The organism is Actinoplanes sp. CA-131856 (genome assembly GCF_050956135.1).
Taxonomy (GTDB): domain Bacteria; phylum Actinomycetota; class Actinomycetes; order Mycobacteriales; family Micromonosporaceae; genus Actinoplanes.
Genome location: NZ_CP191849.1, coordinates 3,683,003 through 3,700,135, shown reverse-complemented (window position 1 = coordinate 3,700,135; position 17,133 = coordinate 3,683,003). Strand labels below are relative to the sequence as shown.

General features: G+C 69.3%; 17 protein-coding genes and 1 pseudogene. 11 read left to right on the top strand and 7 right to left on the bottom strand.

Annotation, left to right across the window (positions count from 1 at the left end):
* Nucleotides 1-315: 315 nt before the first annotated feature.
* Nucleotides 316-666, bottom strand: coding sequence for an ADP-ribosylation/crystallin J1 (locus ACQP2X_RS17210; protein WP_498698141.1), 351 nt, complete (start codon nt 664-666; stop codon nt 316-318).
* Nucleotides 667-705: 39 nt separating this feature from the next.
* The gene (locus tag ACQP2X_RS17205; RefSeq protein WP_498698140.1) at nt 706-2,142 is read right to left on the bottom strand and encodes an MFS transporter; all 1,437 of its coding nucleotides are present in this window, start codon (nt 2,140-2,142) and stop codon (nt 706-708) included.
* 120 nt (nt 2,143-2,262) lie between these two features.
* On the opposite strand from ACQP2X_RS17205, the gene ACQP2X_RS17200 reads away from it, so the two are divergent.
* From ACQP2X_RS17200 to ACQP2X_RS17190, 3 genes are all read left to right on the top strand, one after another.
* Entirely contained in the window at nt 2,263-2,475 is a 213-nt protein-coding gene (locus ACQP2X_RS17200) for a bleomycin resistance protein (RefSeq protein WP_498659623.1), read from the top strand.
* A 90-nt stretch (nt 2,476-2,565) separates the two neighbouring features.
* Nucleotides 2,566-4,065, top strand: coding sequence for a beta-N-acetylhexosaminidase (locus ACQP2X_RS17195; protein ID WP_498698139.1), 1,500 nt, complete (start codon nt 2,566-2,568; stop codon nt 4,063-4,065).
* A gap of 177 nt (nt 4,066-4,242) precedes the next feature.
* A complete protein-coding gene (locus ACQP2X_RS17190; RefSeq protein ID WP_498698137.1) occupies nt 4,243-4,947 on the top strand; it encodes a hypothetical protein in 705 nt (234 codons plus the stop codon).
* Here the strand turns inward: ACQP2X_RS17190 and ACQP2X_RS17185 are convergent.
* The 4 genes and pseudogenes from ACQP2X_RS17185 to ACQP2X_RS17170 form a co-directional block, all read right to left on the bottom strand.
* A complete protein-coding gene (locus tag ACQP2X_RS17185) occupies nt 4,931-5,896 on the bottom strand; it encodes a helix-turn-helix transcriptional regulator (protein ID WP_498698135.1) in 966 nt (321 codons plus the stop codon). The genes ACQP2X_RS17190 and ACQP2X_RS17185 overlap by 17 nt on opposite strands.
* Before the next feature lie 35 nt (nt 5,897-5,931).
* Nucleotides 5,932-6,402 (bottom strand): flavin reductase family protein, encoded by a 471-nt coding sequence (locus ACQP2X_RS17180; protein WP_498698132.1) that lies wholly within the window; start codon nt 6,400-6,402, stop codon nt 5,932-5,934.
* Nucleotides 6,399-7,514, bottom strand: a complete 1,116-nt coding sequence (locus tag ACQP2X_RS17175) for an acyl-CoA dehydrogenase family protein (protein ID WP_498698130.1) — start codon at nt 7,512-7,514, stop codon at nt 6,399-6,401. The genes ACQP2X_RS17180 and ACQP2X_RS17175 overlap by 4 nt, the downstream gene beginning before the upstream one ends.
* Before the next feature lie 105 nt (nt 7,515-7,619).
* Nucleotides 7,620-9,176 (bottom strand): annotated as a pseudogene (locus ACQP2X_RS17170) (methyl-accepting chemotaxis protein); the annotation flags it as partial.
* Between the two features lie 247 nt (nt 9,177-9,423).
* Here ACQP2X_RS17170 and ACQP2X_RS17165 point away from each other — a divergent pair.
* The 8 genes from ACQP2X_RS17165 to ACQP2X_RS17130 are packed head-to-tail and all read left to right on the top strand — an operon-like array spanning nt 9,424 to nt 16,111.
* Nucleotides 9,424-9,969: a chemotaxis protein CheW gene (locus tag ACQP2X_RS17165; protein WP_498698129.1), complete on the top strand. Its 546-nt coding sequence runs from the start codon at nt 9,424-9,426 to the stop codon at nt 9,967-9,969.
* Nucleotides 9,966-10,799 carry a CheR family methyltransferase gene (locus tag ACQP2X_RS17160; RefSeq protein WP_498698128.1) on the top strand — a complete coding sequence of 278 codons (834 nt, stop codon included), beginning with the start codon at nt 9,966-9,968 and terminating at the stop codon, nt 10,797-10,799. Before ACQP2X_RS17165 ends, ACQP2X_RS17160 begins: the two co-directional genes overlap by 4 nt.
* A complete protein-coding gene (locus ACQP2X_RS17155; RefSeq protein WP_498698126.1) occupies nt 10,792-11,277 on the top strand; it encodes a hypothetical protein in 486 nt (161 codons plus the stop codon). The genes ACQP2X_RS17160 and ACQP2X_RS17155 overlap by 8 nt, the downstream gene beginning before the upstream one ends.
* On the top strand, nt 11,274-12,332 hold the full coding sequence (locus ACQP2X_RS17150) for a protein-glutamate methylesterase/protein-glutamine glutaminase (RefSeq protein WP_498698125.1): 1,059 nt from the start codon (nt 11,274-11,276) through the stop codon (nt 12,330-12,332). Before ACQP2X_RS17155 ends, ACQP2X_RS17150 begins: the two co-directional genes overlap by 4 nt.
* Complete coding sequence (locus tag ACQP2X_RS17145; RefSeq protein WP_498698123.1) at nt 12,325-13,338, top strand: methyl-accepting chemotaxis protein; 1,014 nt, start codon at nt 12,325-12,327, stop codon at nt 13,336-13,338. The genes ACQP2X_RS17150 and ACQP2X_RS17145 overlap by 8 nt, the downstream gene beginning before the upstream one ends.
* Before the next feature lie 9 nt (nt 13,339-13,347).
* The gene (locus tag ACQP2X_RS17140) at nt 13,348-13,719 is read left to right on the top strand and encodes a response regulator (RefSeq protein WP_498698120.1); all 372 of its coding nucleotides are present in this window, start codon (nt 13,348-13,350) and stop codon (nt 13,717-13,719) included.
* Nucleotides 13,716-13,976, top strand: a complete 261-nt coding sequence (locus ACQP2X_RS17135) for an STAS domain-containing protein (protein ID WP_498698117.1) — start codon at nt 13,716-13,718, stop codon at nt 13,974-13,976. The genes ACQP2X_RS17140 and ACQP2X_RS17135 overlap by 4 nt, the downstream gene beginning before the upstream one ends.
* A complete protein-coding gene (locus tag ACQP2X_RS17130; protein ID WP_498698114.1) occupies nt 13,976-16,111 on the top strand; it encodes a chemotaxis protein CheA in 2,136 nt (711 codons plus the stop codon). The genes ACQP2X_RS17135 and ACQP2X_RS17130 overlap by 1 nt, the downstream gene beginning before the upstream one ends.
* On the opposite strand, the gene ACQP2X_RS17125 is transcribed toward ACQP2X_RS17130, so the two are convergent.
* Entirely contained in the window at nt 16,099-17,130 is a 1,032-nt protein-coding gene (locus tag ACQP2X_RS17125; protein ID WP_498698111.1) for an aldo/keto reductase, read from the bottom strand. The two genes, ACQP2X_RS17130 and ACQP2X_RS17125, sit on opposite strands and share 13 nt — an antisense overlap.
* Between the last annotated feature and the right edge of the window lie 3 nt (nt 17,131-17,133).

Sequence of the window (17,133 nt, the reverse complement as noted above, 5' to 3'; positions counted from 1 at the left end):
GCTCCACGGACACCGGCGTCCAACTCAGCGTGAAGACGACTCCGCCGGACAAGGACGCGAGGCAACGCCGGCACCGCATGGTCGGACATGTGATGACGTCACCCCCCCAGCTGATCATCACCTGTTCCCGCAGGTGAGAGCCAGTTGACCACGCTGGGCACCGAAACGGCAACGGATTGATAGGTGATCTTCAGCGCCGCTTCCCATCACCGGCGGGTGATGGTGGCCGGCGGGGAGGTCCCGAATGCTCGCCGGCATGCTGGGTGAGGCAGATCAGAGCGCCCCGGCCGCATGAAGACTCGAACGCTCGTCCGGTCAGCGGTACTCGGCGACGACGGTGATCTCGCCGACGATGTTGGCGTTGAGGTCGGGCAGGTCCTCGGCCGGGATCCAGTACTCGAGGATGGTCCGGCCGCCGACCTGGTGGACCTCGTACCGGTCGAGGAACGACTTGCGGACCTCGAAACGGGTCACGTAACCGACGCCCGAGGCGGGAACGTTCCAGTCCCGGGCGATCATCGTGGCGTACTCCTCGTTCAGGACCGGATAGAAGATGGGCTGGTCCTCCAGACGCGGCGGCCAGGCCCGCCGGCCGGAGGCCTCGACCAACGCGAGCTCCTCGGGGCCGGTCGGGCGCCACAATGTGATCGTCTCGATGTTCCGCACCAGACCATGATCATGGCCGGGGACGAGGTGGGCCACCCATTACTTCGCCTCGGCCGCGGTCAACGGCGTGGCGATGTCCTCCAGGCTCTTGCGTTCCGCCTTGACGCCCAGCACGGCCTCGACCAGGCCGCCGGCGATCATCACGGCGGCGCCGATGACGAAGGCCAGGACCGTGTCGCCGACCTTGCCGGTGCCGACCAGGCCGGAGAAGAGCAGCGGGCCGGTGATGCCGCCGGCCGCGGTGCCGATCGCGTAGAAGAACGCGATGGCCAGGGCCCGGGTCTCCATCGGGAAGATCTCACTGACGGTGAGGTACGCCGAGGAGGCGCCGGCCGACGCGAAGAAGAGCACCACACACCAGCAGGCCGTCATCGTGACCGCGTTCAGCACGCCCGCGCTGAACAGCCAGGCGGTGCCGAGAAGCAGGACGCCCGAGAGGACGTACGTGCCGGTGATCATGATTTTCCGGCCGACCGAGTCGAAGAGCGGGGCCAGCAGCAGCGGGCCGAGCAGGTTGCCCACGGCGATGACGGCGAAGTAGTAGCCGGTGCTGCCGGACGGCACGTCGAAGAAGGTCTGCAGGATCTGCGCGTAGCCGAAGGTGATCGCGTTGTAGAGGAACGCCTGGCCGATGAACAGGGCCAGGCCCAGGCCGGCCCGCTTCGGATAGCGGGTGATCAGGGTCTTGGCGATGGTGCCGAAACCGATCGTCTTCCGGGTGTGGATCTCGATGGAGCGGTCGACCGGCTCGAGCTTGACGTGGTCCTCGCGTTCCACCGTCTTCTCGACGTCGGAGACCAGGGCCTCGGCCTCCTCACCGCGGCCGTGGATGAAGAGCCATCGTGGGCTTTCGGGCACGTGGCGACGTACGAGCAAAATCACCAAGCCCAGGACGACGCCCAGGCCGAACGCCACCCGCCAGCCCCAGCCGACCGGCAGTTGGGTGAGGATCGGGACGGTGAGCAGGGCGCCGAACGCGGCACCGGCCCAGTAGGTGCCGTTGATGATCAGGTCGATGCGGCCGCGGTACCGGGCCGGGATGAGCTCGTCGATGGCCGAGTTGATGGCCGCGTACTCGCCGCCGATGCCGGCGCCGGTGACGAAGCGGAACAGGAAGAACCACCACGGGTCGAACGACAGCGCGGTCATCGCGGTGCCGAACAGGTAGACGGCCAGGGTGACCATGAACAGCTTCTTGCGGCCGAACCGGTCGGTCAGCCAGCCGAAGAACAGCGCGCCGCAACAGGCGCCGAGCACGTAGATCGCCGCACCGAAGCCGGTGACCTGGCTCTGCGTGATGTCGAGGCCGCTGCCGGACTCGGAGAGCCGGCCCGACAGGTTGCCGACGATCGTCACTTCGAGGCCGTCGAGCACCCACACCGTGCCGAGCCCGATGACGATCATCCAGTGCCACCGGGCCCAGGGCAGCCGGTCGAGCCGGGCCGGGACATCGGTGCGAATGGTTCCGGAGGACATGGTCCCGGGCTACCCAAAGGTAAGACGATTTAGACCTCCCGGGGGTGGACCAGGGTGTTCACGGGTTCGGCGCGGCGGACGGGTACGCCATGCTGGCCGTACCAACTTGAGGAGAGAACCGTGAGCAACAGTGACGTGGCGGCCCTGGCCGACCTGCTGCACGAGACCGCCGAGCACCACGGCGCCTTCGAAGCGGTGGCTCCGCCGCACGACTGGTGGGACTGGTACGCCGCCTATCTGAACGCCCGCCAGAACGGCAGCACCTCCGACGAGGCCGTGGCCGCCGGCAATAAGTACATGGCCGAGGTCAAGAACGTCGTCATCCCGTCCTGATCTCGTGGGGCGCCCTGAGGCCGGGGCGCCCCTTCAGGCGTACAGGAAAGAGTCTTCACAGATCCATCGAGGCACGTCTATGGTCGGAGGATGCGCATCATCGCCGCCGCCCTGCTCGCGCTCGCCCTGCCGCTGACCTCCGCGCAGGCGCCCGCCGAGACCCCGGCCATCGCCCTGAGCAGCGTCATCCCGGCGCCGCAGCAGGTACGCCAGCACGGCCCGGCGTTCCGGATCACCGATCGCACGGTCATCGAGGCGCCGCGCAACGCCCGAAATGTCGCTCTTCGTTTGGCCGAAGCACTGCGCCCCGCCACCGGCTTCCGCCTGCCGGTCGTCGACAAGGCACGATCAAACAAGATTTCCCTTCGTACGGACAAAAGCCCCGGATATCGCCTGACCGTCGGAAAAGACGCGATCACCATCAGCGCCCGCGAGAACGCCGGCCTGTTCTCCGGCGTACAGACGTTGAGGCAGCTCCTGCCCGCCGCGATCGACGCCCCCACGCCACAGAAGGCCAAGTGGGTCGTGGCCGGCGGCGAGATCGTCGACCAGCCCCGGTTCGCCTATCGCGGGGCGTTCCTCGACCTGGCCCGCCACTTCCACACTCCGGCCGAGGTCAAGCGGTACATCGACGACATCAGCCGCTTCAAAATCAACTACTTGCACCTGCATCTCTCGGACGACCAGGGCTGGCGCATCCAGATCGACTCGTGGCCGCGCCTGACGTCGGTCGGAGGTGCTCCCGGCACCGGCGTGGACGGGGTGGGCGGCGGCTTCCTCACCAAGGCCGACTACCGCGACCTCGTGAAATACGCCGCCGACCGCTACGTGACGATCGTCCCCGAGATCGACATGCCCGGCCACGTCAACGCGGCCCAGGTCGCCTATCCGTCGCTGACCTGCGACGGCGTCGCGCCGCCGCCGCGCACCGACACCGCGGTCGGCTACAGCTCGCTGTGCATCGGCAAGGAGCTCACGTACCGCTTCGTCGAGGACGTGATCCGCGAGCTGGCCGCCCTTACCCCCGGCCCGTACCTGCACATCGGCGGCGACGAGGCGCACGCCACCCCGACGGCGGACTACATCGCCTTCCAGCAGCGGGTGCTGCCGCTGGTCGCCAAATACGGCAAGACGCCGTACGGCTGGAACGAGATCGACCAGGCACCCGCCGCCGCCGGCGCCGTCCTCCAGTACTGGAACCTGGAGCCGACGTTCACGCCGGTGCACGCGTCGAAGGTGGTCCTGTCCCCCGCCAACCACGCCTACCTGGACATGAAGTACGACCCCACGACCCGTCTGGGCCTGAGCTGGGCCGCCTACATCGAGGTCGACGACGCGTACGGCTGGGACCCGCTCTCCTACACGCCCGAACGGAACATCCTGGGTGTGGAGGCGCCGCTCTGGTCCGAGACTTTGCGCAGCATCGACGACATCGAGTTCATGGCGTTCCCGCGCCTGCCCGCCATAGCCGAGCTGGGCTGGTCCTCCAGCCACGACTGGGAGTCGTTCCGCACCCGCCTGGCCTCGTACGGCCCGCGCTGGACCCTCCAGGGCGTCGACTTCTACCGCTCCCCCCAGATCGACTGGTGACGCGTTCGTGCCGGAACGGCATCCTGCGAAAGGGCCGGCTCGGCTGCGAACGGAGCGGAGCGATGGCGGAACGACACGTCGTTTGATCGACGCGGAGATTTTCGCGCTGCGGACGATCCCGACAATCAAGGAGTCACCTGACGCTTCACCTGGTCACCCGCTACGTGGGGAGCGACGTTGTCGATCTATGGCGGTCAACCGTCCCAGGGCTCGCCTCCCTCCGACGGGGGCAAGTCCCGTTCGGAACGGCGGGAGAACCGGATCAAGCTGATGACCGCGGCCATCGGCCTCCTGGCGGCCATCGCCGGGGCCCTGGGCGCTTTCTGGGGCGCGACGGCCAAGCGGGCCAATTCCGCCGAGGCTCAGGTGGACAGTTCCAACCAGACGATCGCCGATCTCCAGCAGCAGATCAACGGCCTTCGCGAGCAACTCGCCCAAGCGCAGGCCGCGGCGTCGGCCACACCGACGCCGGCCCCGCCGGCCACGTCGGAGGCCGAGCCCCCCACGAGTGCGCCGGATGCCGGGCCCGAGCCGGACTTCGTCAAGAACTTGAAGGTTCCGCTGACGAACTACACGTCGATCCAGGTGAGCCAGGCCAAGGTCGAGCAGAGCGTGGGAGTCGCGGATCTCTACTACGAGCCCCGTAGTGACAAGCGCTCCCTACGCGGGGGCTTCGCCAAGCTGAGCACCGATGTCGAGGCGCGAAGCAAAGAGGGATGTTCGGACGCCGTCGAGACTCGGCCCACCGTCAAACCGGTGACCCGCTTCACGAAGGGGATGGCCATCTGCACCACCAGATCGGGCTGGGTAGCCCTGCTCGTCGTGACCTCCGTTCCTGACTCCGAGGGCACCGTCGGCCTCCAGGTCACGTTCTGGGGTTAGCGCGGGCATCCTCGGGCAGGTCCAGGGTGATGCGGGGCATGACGCCATAGGTGCGGCGGTACGTCGCGGCGAAGCGGCCGTGGCTGCTGAAGCCCCAGCGGGCGGCGATCATCGCGACCGTGGTGTTGGTCGGATCGGCTTTGAGCAGGGCCTGGTGGGCGTGGTCGAGGCGGACGCGCTGCACGTAGGCCATCGGGGTCGTCTCCATGTGCCGGCGGAACGCCAGCTGCAGGGAGCGGATGCTGACGTGCGCGGCGGCCGCTATCTCGGCCACGGTCAGAGGGCCGGCGGCGTGGTGGTCTATGTACGTGACGGCTCGGCGCAGAACAACCGGGTTGGCGTCGTGCCGGTCCTCGATCGTCGGATCGGTGAGGGCCGTGTTCGGAAAGGTCGCCACCGTCGTGGTGGCCAGCAAGTGGGCCGCGTTCGCGACAAGCAACGGGGAGCCGGCGGCGAACGGGTTGCCGAGCAGGTCGGCGACGTAGCAGCGGGTGGCCCACCAGTGTTCGGCCGCGTCCGGCGTGCGGGCGGCCAGGCTGAGGAAACGGATCGGGCCGGGGCGGCGTCCGGGTGCGGTGGCCGCGACCGACGCGATCAGCGTGGGGTCGATGACGCAGTTCATCATGTGGCCCGGCCACAGGCGGCTGACGTGCGAGCGGTCCGGATAGGAGCCCAGGAAGACGTCGCCGGGCTGGTAGAGCTGGTCGGAGCCGGCGCACGCCCGGTGCAGGCGGGCCGTCACCATCCGTGTGACGATGACGGCCCGCCGGGGCTCGACCCGGAAGTCCAGGACGGCCGACTGCTCCAGATCGTCCAGGGCGAAGCTCCCCGCGTCGGCCCGCCGGTGGCGCAGCCGCACCTGATCTCCGCCGCGCATGCCGAGCGGGCCGTAGGTCCTGGTCAGGAAGGACCGTACAGCGTCCGGCCCGTTGAGTTCCACGGTGCGCATCGTGCGATGCCACCACGCTCGGACGGGGCCGTCAATCAGTCGCCGGAGGGACGGACCGCGGCGTACGACCCCTGATGGAACACCAGTGGCGTGCGATCCGGATCGACGGTCATCGCCGTCACCTCGGCCACCGCGATGGTGTGGTCTCCCCCGTCGAACTCGTTCCGGAGGCGGCCGGTGATCCAGGCGCAGGCGCCCCCCAGCATCGGCTCGCCGTTCGGGCCCGCGTGCCAGTCGACGGTGCCGAACCGGTCGGCCCGGGTGCCGGCGAAGGCCGCGCTCACGTGCCTCTGGTCGTCGGCCAGGACGTTGACGCAGAACGTGCCCGCGTCCCGGATCCGGGGCCAGGTCCTCGACGTGCGGGCCGGCGCGAACGAGATCAGCAGCGGTTGCAGCGACAGCGAGACGAACGACTGGCAGGTGAAGCCGTGCGGGCCCGATTCGTCGTGCGCGGTGACGACCACGACGCCCGAAGGGAAGGCGCCGAGCACTTTCCGCGCGTTCACAGCATCGGGCTGACGGGGCGCTCGTCGCCGGCCAGCACCCGTCCGTAGATCTCCCGGGCCAGGCCGGGGTTGAGCAGCGGGTGCCGGGCCCCGGTCTCCAGGTCGCGCCAGTACCGCTGGAGCACGTTGGCCCGGGCCAGGCTGCTCGCGCCGGCCGCGGTGAGCAGCAGCTGCACGGCCTCGCGGAGCCGGGTCACGGCGTACCCGGTGTCCATCCGCAGCCTCGCCCGTTCCCGCAGGCCGAACCCGTCGGCGGCGAAGACCCAGTCGGCCGAGCGGGCCAGGTGCAGTTCGGCGGTGTCGATGAGCATGGCCGCGTCGGCCAGGGCGGCCTGGATGCTGGGCGAGTCGGCGGCCCGCTTGTGCAGCGACATGGCCAGGGGCTTGCCCGAGCCGACCAGCTCCAGCACCAGCCGCTGCACCTCGCGGGCCGCGCCGAGCAGCGGCGCCGCCTGGACGACGGTCATCGCTCCGGGCGGGATCCGGTAGAGCGGGGCCGCAAGGTCGGTGTTGCCGTCGGCCAGGTCGGCGAAGCCACGGATGCGGTGCTCGGGGACGAACAGCTTGTCGGCGACCATGGTGTGGCTGCCGGTGCCGCGCAGGCCGGCCATGTCCCACGTCTCGTCGATCGTCATCTGTTTCAGCGGCACCAGGGCGACGGCCGCGTCGGGCACGCCGACGATGGCCCAGTCGGCCTGATGCGAGCCGGACGCCCACGCCCAGCGGCCGGTGACGATCAGGCCGCCCGGCGCGGGTGTGGCCTCGACGCCGAACCGCGCGAACACGCCGCAGACCGGGACGTCGGGGCCGTCGCCCCAGAGCTCGGCGCGGGCCCGCTCACCGAACGAGGCGGCCATCTGCTGGGCCACGTACGACACCATCAGCACCCACGCACTCGACGGGCAGGCCTGGCCGACGGCCGCGCTGACCTCCAGAAACGTCCGGGGTGACACTTCGAGGCCGCCGTGGGCGCGGGGCACGCCCAGCCGAAACAGGCCGGACTCGCGCAAGGCCCGGGCCGCGGCCGGGGTGAGACGGGCAAGCTGCTCGGACGAGTCGGCTTCGGCCCGCAGCACGGGCTCGACGGTTCGGACGGCATCCAGCAAGTTCATGATCACTCCGCTCAACGAACACTAAACGGACCCAAGGGTTCGGATAGCGGAGAACGTACCGGACCCAAGGGTCCGTTCCACGTGATCGTGATCCTTCAGTCAATCTCAGAAGCGATCGAACTTCGCCTCCAGATCGGCCGGCGAGGTGCTCGCGCCGCTCATGGCCGGCGCCGGGGCATCCCACGACTGATAGACCCGGGGCTCGGAATGGCCGGTGAAAGTGGGACGCGGCGACGACGCCCCGCCGGTGTGGAAGAAGTCCATCAGGGCCGTCAGCTGAGCGGTCTGGGCCGACATCTCCTCGGCCGTGGCCGCCAGCTCCTCACTGGACGACGCCGTCTGCTCGGTGACCTTGCCGATCTGGCTCATCGCGATGTTGATCTGGCGTACCCCGGTGGACTGCTCGCCGCTGGCCGCGGCGATCTCCTGCACCAGGTCGGACGTGCGGATGATGTTCGGGATCATCGTGGAGAGCAGGTCACCCGCGCGCTCGGCCGTCTGCACGCTGCCCGCGGCCAGCTCGCTGATCTCCTGGGCCGCGACCTGGCTGCGCTCGGCCAGTTTGCCGACCTCGCTGGCCACCACGGCGAAGCCCTTGCCGTGCTCGCCGGCCCGGGCCGCCTCGATCGTCGCGTTCAGGGCCAGCATGTTGGTCTGGAACGCGATGTCGTCGATGATGCCGATCTTGCTGGTGATCTCCTTCATGGCCGCCACCGTGCGCTGCACCGCCTCGCCGCCCTCCTGGGCCTCGGCCGCCGTCGTGGTGGCGATGCCCTCCGTCGCGGCCGCGTTCTCGCTGTTCTGGGCGATACCGGCGGTCATCTGCTCGATGCTGGCCGTGGTCTCCTCGACGCTGGCCGCTTGCTGGGTGGCCGCCTGCGACAGGCTCTGCGAGGCGCCGCTGATCTGCAGGGACGCGCTGTTGAGCTGGTTGGCCGACTCGACGACCGTGCTGACCGTGTCGCCCAGGCGGCCGAGCGCGCTGTTGAGGGCCGTGCCCATCCGGCCCACCTCGTCGCGGCCGGACACCGCCACCCGCTGGTCGAGGCGGCCCTGCGCCATCGCGGTGAGCACGGTGACCGTCTCCTTGAGCGGATTGGCCACGGCCCGGGTGATCATCTGCACCACGGTGAAGGTGAGGATGAGCGCGACGAGGCTCAGGATGATCAGCACGAGCCGCGCCGTGGAATAGGCCGACGAGGAATCGTCGAGCGATTGCTTGGCGGCGGCGTCGTCCTTGGCGATGAGATTGTCGACAGCGGTCGCGATCGCCTCGGAAATGGGACTTACCTGAGCACTGATGACCGCGTTGAATTCGGCCGTACGGTTGGCGGTGGCCAGCGGTTTGAGCTTCTCCTCGGCGATCTTCTTCCACGAGGCCCAGTTGGTGCTGAAGGTCTCCGCGTCCCGGTCGCCCTCGGCCGAGGTCGCGAACGACGCCCACACCGAGTCCAGGTTCGCGATCGAGTTGTCCAGGTTGTCGACGGCCGTGTCGGTGGCCGCGGCGCCGCTGGCCATGGCCACGTTGCGCAGCTTGAGGCGTACGTCGGTGTAGTCGGTGGAGATCTCGCCGAGCAGCCGCACGTCGTGCAGGTTGCTGTTGTAGAGATGCGCCAGCCGGTCCTGGGTCTTGCTGAGCTGATAGATGCCGACGGCGCCGATGACGATCAGCAGAACGCAGACCACCGCGGCCAGTCCCCGCAGTTTCCAGGCGATCGGAAGGTCACGAAATCCGCCGCGGGAACGGTGTGTCAGCTCGGCCATGGAAGCGATCGTAACGAGGGAAGTGTCCCCGGATCCGGCGAAAAGGCATTCGGCATCGAGGGCCGATACCGGACAACCAGCGGCTTTCGAGCCTAAGTCGTTGTTCCTCCGCGCGGTCGCGAAAGGATCTGATCGAATCGGGGACATGAACACGGTTACCGAGGCCGGGCGGTACCTGACGTTCACGCTGAACGCCGAGTCGTACGCGCTCGACATCTTCCACGTGACGGAGATCCTCGAATATCGCGCGCTGACCGTGGTGCCGATGATGCCCGAGTTCATCCGCGGCGTGATCAACCTGCGCGGGCGGGCGGTGCCGGTGATCGACCTGGCGATCCGTTTCGGGCGCGGCCGCACCGAGGTGGGCCGCCGCACCAGCATCATCATCGTGCACGTGGAGGATCCGTCACTGGCCGAGATGGCGGAGTTCGACCCGGACGAGAAGGGCCTGACCGGCGGGCAGGACATCGGCGTGCTGGTCGACTCGGCCAGCAAGGTGGTGACGCTGTCGCCCGACGACCTGGAGCCGGCGCCCTCGTTCGGTGCGGGCATCCGGGCCGACTACATCAGCGCCATGGCCCGCCGCGACGACGACTTCCTCATCCTGCTCGACGTCAGCCACGTGCTGTCCATCAGCGACATGGTCCGCCTGAGCGAGGCGGTCCAGCGGCATCCGACGGAAGAGTCGTGACGGCCCCGATCGCGTACGCGCGGACGATCAGCAAGGCGGACTTCGACTACATCACCGGCCTGCTGTACGACCACAGCGGCATCCGGCTCGCCCCGGGCAAGGAGGCCCTGGTGTCGAGCCGGCTCGACAAGCGGGTCCGCGCGCTCGGGCTGCCCGGCTACTCCGACTACGTGCGCCTGCTGCGGGAGCGTTTCGACCCGGGCGAGCTGCGGCACCTGATCGACCTGCTCACCACCAACGAGACGTTCTTCTTCCGCGAACCGCAGCACTTCGACTATCTGCGCCGGGTGGTGATCCCGGAGCGGGCGACCGGCCGGACGTTCCGGTTCTGGAGCGCCGCCAGCTCGTCCGGCGAGGAGGCGTACACGGCAGCCATGGTCCTCGGTGACACGCTGCCGCCGCAGTCGTTCGAGATCGTCGGCACCGACATCTCGAGTCGGATCGTGGAGAGCGCCCAGGCCGCCCTCTATCCGATCGCGGCCGCCGAGAAGATCCCCAGGCCGCTGCTGCGCCGGTTCTGCCTCAAGGGCCGCGACGAGTACACCGGCCTCATGACCGTCACCAAGGACCTGCGCTCGCGGGTGCAGTTCCACTGCCGCAACCTCAACCACGACTTCCGCGAGCTCGGCAAGTTCGATGTGATCTTCCTGCGCAACGTGATGATCTACTTCGACATGGACACCAAGCGGGCGCTGATCCCCCGCCTGGTCGAGCAGCTCGTGCCGGGCGGGCATCTGATCATCGGCAGCTCGGAGTCGCTCAACGCGATCCCGTCCAAGCTGCGCATGATCGAACCGTCGATCTACCGGTTGGACGAGGCCCGTGCCTGAGGTCTTCCTGCATCCCGGCGACTACCACTTCGGTGGGCCGGACACCCGCGTGCACACCGTGCTGGGCTCCTGCGTCTCGATCACGCTGTGGCATCCGGGCCTTCGGGTGGGCGGCATGTGCCATTACATGCTGCCGGTCCGGCGTCAGGGCGACGGGCCGCCGGACGCCCGCTACGCGGACGGCGCGATCTGCCGGTTCCTTCACGATGTACGCCATCATCACACCACCCCGGAGCAGTACGAGGTGAAGATGTTCGGCGGGGGCGAGCAGTTCCCGCATCTGCGCGTGCCGGCCCCGCTCGACGTCGCCGGCAACAACATCCAGGCCGGCGTCACCCTGCTCGAGAAGTACGGCTTCAAGCTCAGCGTCCGTGAGTTCGGCGGCACGGGCGCGCGCCGCCTCATCTTCGACATCGCCACCGGCGCGGTCTGGATGCGCGCCCTGGAGCCGATCCCCCAAGGCGGTCCGCCGGCATGACGATCGGGGTGCTCATCGTGGACGACTCGGCGGTCGTCCGCCAGGTGCTGTCCGCGCGCCTGCGCGAGAACCCCGGCATCGAGGTCATCGGCGCCTGCCCCGACCCGATCTTCGCCATGGAGCAGATGAACAAGACCTGGCCGGACGTGGTCGTGCTCGATCTGGAGATGCCCCGGATGGACGGCCTCACCTTCCTTCGCAAGATCATGGAGGTACGCCCGACGCCCGTGGTCATCTGCTCGACACTGACCCAGCGCAGCACGCAGATCTCGATGGAGGCGCTCGCCGCCGGCGCCGTGTCGGTGATCGCCAAGCCGGAGACCGGGCTGAAGAAGTTCATGCAGGACGACGCGGGTGACATCGTGGCCGCCGTACGGGCCGCGGCCGCCGCCGGCTCCCGCCGCCGCGCCCGGAGCACTCCGGCCCGTACCCCCGCCATGGCCGGCGCCGGCGCCACCGCCGCGCCCCATCTCCGATCGCGGGCCGCCGTCGACGAACGGATCATCGCCATCGGCACGTCGACCGGCGGCACCCAGGCCCTCGAAAAGGTGCTGCCCGCCCTCAACCCCGGCATTCCCGGCGTGGTCGTCGTGCAGCACATGCCCGAGAAGTTCACGGCCGCCTTCGCCGCCCGGCTCGACACCATGTGCCGGGTCCGGGTCCGCGAGGCCACCGACGGCGAGCCCGTGCTGCCCGGGCACGTGCTCGTCGCGCCCGGCGGGCGCCATCTCGAGGTGCTGCGGATGGACACCCGCTTCCGGGTCCGCGTCTTCGACGGGCCGCCGGTCAACCGGCACCGCCCGTCGGTCGACGTGCTGTTCCGCTCGGTGGCCAAGGCGGCCGGGCCCGAGGCCCTCGGCGTGATCATGACCGGGATGGGCGACGACGGCGCGCGCGGGCTGCTCGAGATGAAGCGGGCCGGCGCGTTCACGGTGGCGCAGGACGAAGCCACCTGCGTCGTCTACGGCATGCCCCGGGAGGCCGTCGGGCTCGGCGCCGTCGACCGCGAGACACCGCTCCCACAGATCGCGGAGGTGATCCACCACCATGGCTGAGCTGCTCATCGGCGCGATTGCGCTGGCCGCCGGGTTCGGCGCCGGATATCTGGCGCGCGGCCGCCGGGCACCGGCGGTGACCACGCCGGCCACGGCGCCGCCACCGGAGTACGCCGACAAGGTGACCGCCTTCGCCGGGGAGGTGGCGCCCGTCTGGTCGGCCCAGATCGACTCGTCGCGCTCGCAGATGGAGACCGCGATCAGTCAGCTCACCGAGACGTTCGCCGGCATCGTCGAGAACCTCGACTCGGTGCTGGCCTCCTCGGCCGGCGCCCTCGACCAGGGACAGCACGGCTCGTTCGACCGCAGCCGCGACCGCCTGGGCGACGTGGTCGGCACCCTCGACTCGGCGCTGACGGCCAAGCACGAGTCGCTCAACGAGCTGCACTCGCTGCTCGGGCTCAACGAGGAGCTGCGCAGCATGTCGGGTGAGGTCACCCGGATCGCCGCGCAGACCAACCTGCTCGCCCTCAACGCCGCCATCGAGGCCCAGCGGGCGGGCGCGGTCGGCGCCTCGTTCGGCGTGGTCGCCATGGAGGTGCGCCAGCTCGCCGACCGGTCGCAGAACACCAGCGCCCGCATGGTCGAGAAGGTGGACCGGGTGGCCGAGGCCATCAACTCGGTGCTGGCCGCGGCCGAGACCAGCGCCGAGCGCGAGGGCAACGCCGTGGCCCACGCCAACGGCGAGGTCCAGGCCGTCCTGGACGACCTGATGGGCGCGCTGACGAGCATGCAGGGCTCGTCGCAGGAGCTGGAACGGGCCGCCATCGGCATCCGCGGCGAGATCAGCGACTCGCTGGTCAGCCTGCAGTTCCAGGACCGGGTGGGCCAGATGCTGGAGCACCTGAGGGACAACATCAACCGCTTCCCCGAGGTGGCGGCGACGCTCGACTCCCGCCGGCTGCTCGACGAGCTGTCGTCCCGATACACGATGGCCGAGGAGCACCAGGCGCACAGCTCGCAGAAGGCCTCCAAGGTCAGCGATTCCGAAATCACCTTCTTCTAGGAGACGGCCATGGCCAAGACCATTCTCATCGTGGACGACTCCGCGTCGGTGCGGCAGGTCGTCAGCATCGCCCTCAAGGGCGCCGGGTACGAGGTGATCACCGCCAACGACGGCAAGGACGCACTGGCCAAGATGAGCGGCGGCCAGCGCCTGCACCTGATCATCTCGGACGTCAACATGCCGAACATGGACGGCATCACCTTCGTGGCCGAGGCCAAGAAGCTGCCCGCCTACAAGTTCACGCCGATCATCATGCTGACCACCGAGTCGCAGGACGACAAGAAGAAGCAGGCGCAGGCGGCCGGGGCGAAGGCGTGGGTGACCAAGCCGTTCCAGCCCGAGCAGATGCTCAGCGCGGTGGCCAAGCTGGTGGCGCCGTGACCGCACGCCGGCTCACGGTCGACGACGAGCTGACCATCATGACCGCCGCCGAGCACAAGGAGCGCCTCGTGGCCGCCCTGGCCGACGGCGAGGGCGTCCGCATCGACCTGTCCCCGGTCGGCGACATCGACACCGCCGGGCTGCAACTGCTGTTGCTGGCCCGCCGCGAGGGCGAACGGCTGCACGTGCCGGTGGAGTTCGTCGACCCGAGCCCGGCCGTGACCGAGGTGCTCGCCCTGACCCGCCTGGAGCTGTGATGTCGCTCGACGACGACATGCGCGAAGCGCTCGACATGTTCGTGACCGAGGCCCGCGACCTCGTCCAGGGTCTCGAGGAGGGCCTGCTGGAGCTGGAGGACCAGCCCGGCGGGGGCGAGGCGGTGAACGCGGTCTTCCGGGCCGCGCACACGCTGAAGGGCTCGTCCGGCCTGTTCGGCATGCGGCATCTGGTCGAGTTCACGCACGTGGTCGAGACGGTGCTCGGCTCGGTGCGTGACGGCACCCTGGACGTGTCGCCGGGCCTGGTCAGCGCCCTCCTGCCGTGCACCGACCACATCTCGTCCCAGATCGAGAACCTGGCGGCGGGGCAGATGGAGCCGGACAGCGCCCAGGCCGCGGAGGGCATGCGGTTGCTGGAGGGTCTGGAGCCGTACCTCCAAAACGGAGTGACCACGACGGCGAGCGAGAAAGCCGCCGAGCTGGCCGAGCCCGCGCAGCGGGAGAGGGCCTGGCACCTGACGCTCAACTTCGGGCCGGACTGCCTGCGCAACGGCATGGACCCGCTGTCGTTCCTGCGTTACCTGTCGTCGCTGGGCGAGGTGACCGACGTCGTCACCGGTGTCGGCGCCCTGCCCGACGCGGCCGAGATGGACGCCGAGTCCTGCTATCTGAACTTCGCCGTCACCCTGCTCACGGCCGCTCCGAAGAGCGAGATCGAGACCGTCTTCGACTTCGTCCGCGAGGACAGCGACATCCGGATCGTGCCGGCCGAGAGCGAGCTCGACGCGTACGTGCGGGCGATCCGCGCCATGCCGGAGAACGACCGGATCGGCGACGTGCTCATCACCAGCGGCGCCGTCACCGAGATGGAGATGGAGGAGGCGCTGCGGCGGCAACAGGAACGGGCCGTACGCCAGGGCACGCAGCCCGAGCCGATCGGTGAGCTCCTGGTCGAGATGGGCATCGTGCAGCGCGACATCGTCGACGCGGCGCTCGCCCGCCAGCGCCGGACCACCGAGACCCGGTCGCACGACACCCGCACCATCCGGGTCGACGCCGGCCGCCTCGACAAGCTCATCGACCTGGTCGGCGAGCTGGTCATCGCCCAGTCGAGCACCGGGATCACCGGAGCCGTCACCGAGGCCCAGGCCGAGGTCATGCGGCTGGTCGACGAGGTGCGGCACAGCGCCCTGTCGCTGCGGATGGTGCCGATCGGCACCACCCTGCGCCGCTTCGAGCGGGTGGTCCGCGACGTCTCGATGGAGCTCAACAAGGAGGTGGCGCTGGTCATCACGGGCGCCGACACCGAGATGGACAAGGCGCTGGTCGAGCGGATCAGCGATCCGCTGCTGCACCTGGTGCGCAACTCCCTCGACCACGGCGTGGAGCCACCGGCCGAGCGCCGCAAATACGGCAAGAACCAGCAGGGGACGCTCCGCCTGAACGCCTATCACGACGCCGGGAACATCGTCATCGAGGTGGCCGACGACGGCCGTGGCCTCGACCGCGACCGCATCCTGGCCAAGGCCGTCGAACGGGGCCTGGTCGCGGCCGGCACCCCGCTCACCGATCCCGAGGTCTTCAACCTCATCTTCGAGCCCGGCTTCTCCACCGCCGAGACCGTCTCCAACCTGTCCGGCCGCGGCGTCGGCATGGACGTGGTCAAGCGCAACGTGACATCGCTGCGCGGCACCATCGAGATGGAGTCGACCCGCGGCGTCGGCACGACCATCCGCATCCGGCTGCCGCTGACCCTGGCCATCATCGACGGCTTCCTGGTCGGGGTGGGCACGTCGTCGTTCATCGTCCCGCTCGACCGCGTCACCGAGTGCGTGGAGCTGCCACCGGGCCCGATCGGCCGCGACGTGATGAACCTGCGCGGCGAGGTGCTCCCGTTCATCCGCCTCAAGCAGCTGTTCAACATCCCCGGCCCGCCGGCCCGCCGCCAGAACGTGGTCATCGTCGAGCAGTCGGGCCAGCGCACCGGCCTGGTCGTCGACAGCCTGCTGGGCGAGCTGCAGACGGTCATCAAGCCGCTGGGCATCCTGTTCAGCCGGGTACGGTGCATCAGCGGCTCCACCATCCTGGGCAACGGCGAGATCGCGCTGATCCTGGACGTGGGGCCGCTGATCGCCGACCACTCCGACCGCGAACAGTCCCGTCAGGCGGCCTGACGTCGCCGGCGCTCTTTGTTGAGCGACGGGCTCACCCAGCCGTTCTCGGCCGGGTTGATGGTCACGCCGGGCGGCACGATGGCGTCGATCCGGTCGAGCACGTCGTCGGTGAGCACGACGTCGGCCGCGGCCAGCTGCGACTCCAGGTGCTCCATGGTGCGCGGCCCGATGATCGGGGCGGTGATCGCCGGATGCCGCAGCACGAAGGCGATGGCCAGCTGGATCAGCGTGAGCCCGGCCTCGTCGGCCAGCCGCGACAGCTTCTCGACGGCGTCGAGCTTGCGCTGGTTCTCGGGCAGCGACAGGTCGAAGCGGTTGGCCAGCCGCTGCCGGGCCGGCGAGGCCGGGCCGTCCTGCGAGTCCTTGGTGTAGCGCCCGGACAGCCAGCCACCGGCCAGCGGGCTGTAGGGGATGACGCCCATGCCGTAGCGCTGCGCGACCGGCAGCACTTCGTTCTCGATGTTGCGGACCAGGATGTTGTACGGGGGTTGCTCGGTCACGAAACGTTCGCGCCCCCGCCGCTCGGCCACCCACTGCGCCTCCACAATGGTCGAGGGCGGGAACGTGGAATGGCCGATGTAGCGGACCTTGCCGTCCCGGACGAGGTCGGTCAGCGCACCGAGGGTCTCGTCGAGGTCGACGGCCGGATCCCACCGGTGGATCTGGTAGAGGTCGATCCAGTCGGTGCCGAGCCGCCGCAGCGAGTCCTCGACCTCCCGCACGATCCAGCGCCGCGAGTTGCCCCGGTGGTTGGGGTCGTCACCCATCGGCATGTGCGCCTTGGTGGCCAGGACGATGTCGTCGCGGCGGCCCTTGAGCGCCGCACCGACGATGACCTCGGACTCACCGGCCGAGTAGACGTCGGCGGTGTCCACGAAGTTGACACCGGCGTCGAGCGCCCGGTGAATGACCTTGATGCTCTCGTCGTGGTCCTTGGTGCCCCACTCACCGAACATCATGGTGCCGAGACAAAGCTTGCTGACCTGTACGCCCGTACGGCCAAGCGGTCGTAGTTCCATCGC

Excerpts from the sequence above, each read along its gene's own strand:
- ACQP2X_RS17205 (WP_498698140.1), bottom strand. The coding sequence starts at position 2,142 with ATGTCCTCCGGAACCATTCGCACCGATGTCCCGGCCCGGCTCGACCGG.
- ACQP2X_RS17195 (WP_498698139.1), top strand. The coding sequence starts at position 2,566 with ATGCGCATCATCGCCGCCGCCCTGCTCGCGCTCGCCCTGCCGCTGACC.
- ACQP2X_RS17185 (WP_498698135.1), bottom strand. The coding sequence starts at position 5,896 with ATGCGCACCGTGGAACTCAACGGGCCGGACGCTGTACGGTCCTTCCTG.
- ACQP2X_RS17175 (WP_498698130.1), bottom strand. The coding sequence starts at position 7,514 with ATGAACTTGCTGGATGCCGTCCGAACCGTCGAGCCCGTGCTGCGGGCC.
- ACQP2X_RS17165 (WP_498698129.1), top strand. The coding sequence starts at position 9,424 with ATGAACACGGTTACCGAGGCCGGGCGGTACCTGACGTTCACGCTGAAC.
- ACQP2X_RS17150 (WP_498698125.1), top strand. The coding sequence starts at position 11,274 with ATGACGATCGGGGTGCTCATCGTGGACGACTCGGCGGTCGTCCGCCAG.
- ACQP2X_RS17145 (WP_498698123.1), top strand. The coding sequence starts at position 12,325 with ATGGCTGAGCTGCTCATCGGCGCGATTGCGCTGGCCGCCGGGTTCGGC.
- ACQP2X_RS17140 (WP_498698120.1), top strand. The coding sequence starts at position 13,348 with ATGGCCAAGACCATTCTCATCGTGGACGACTCCGCGTCGGTGCGGCAG.
- ACQP2X_RS17130 (WP_498698114.1), top strand. The coding sequence starts at position 13,976 with ATGTCGCTCGACGACGACATGCGCGAAGCGCTCGACATGTTCGTGACC.
- ACQP2X_RS17125 (WP_498698111.1), bottom strand. The coding sequence starts at position 17,130 with ATGGAACTACGACCGCTTGGCCGTACGGGCGTACAGGTCAGCAAGCTT.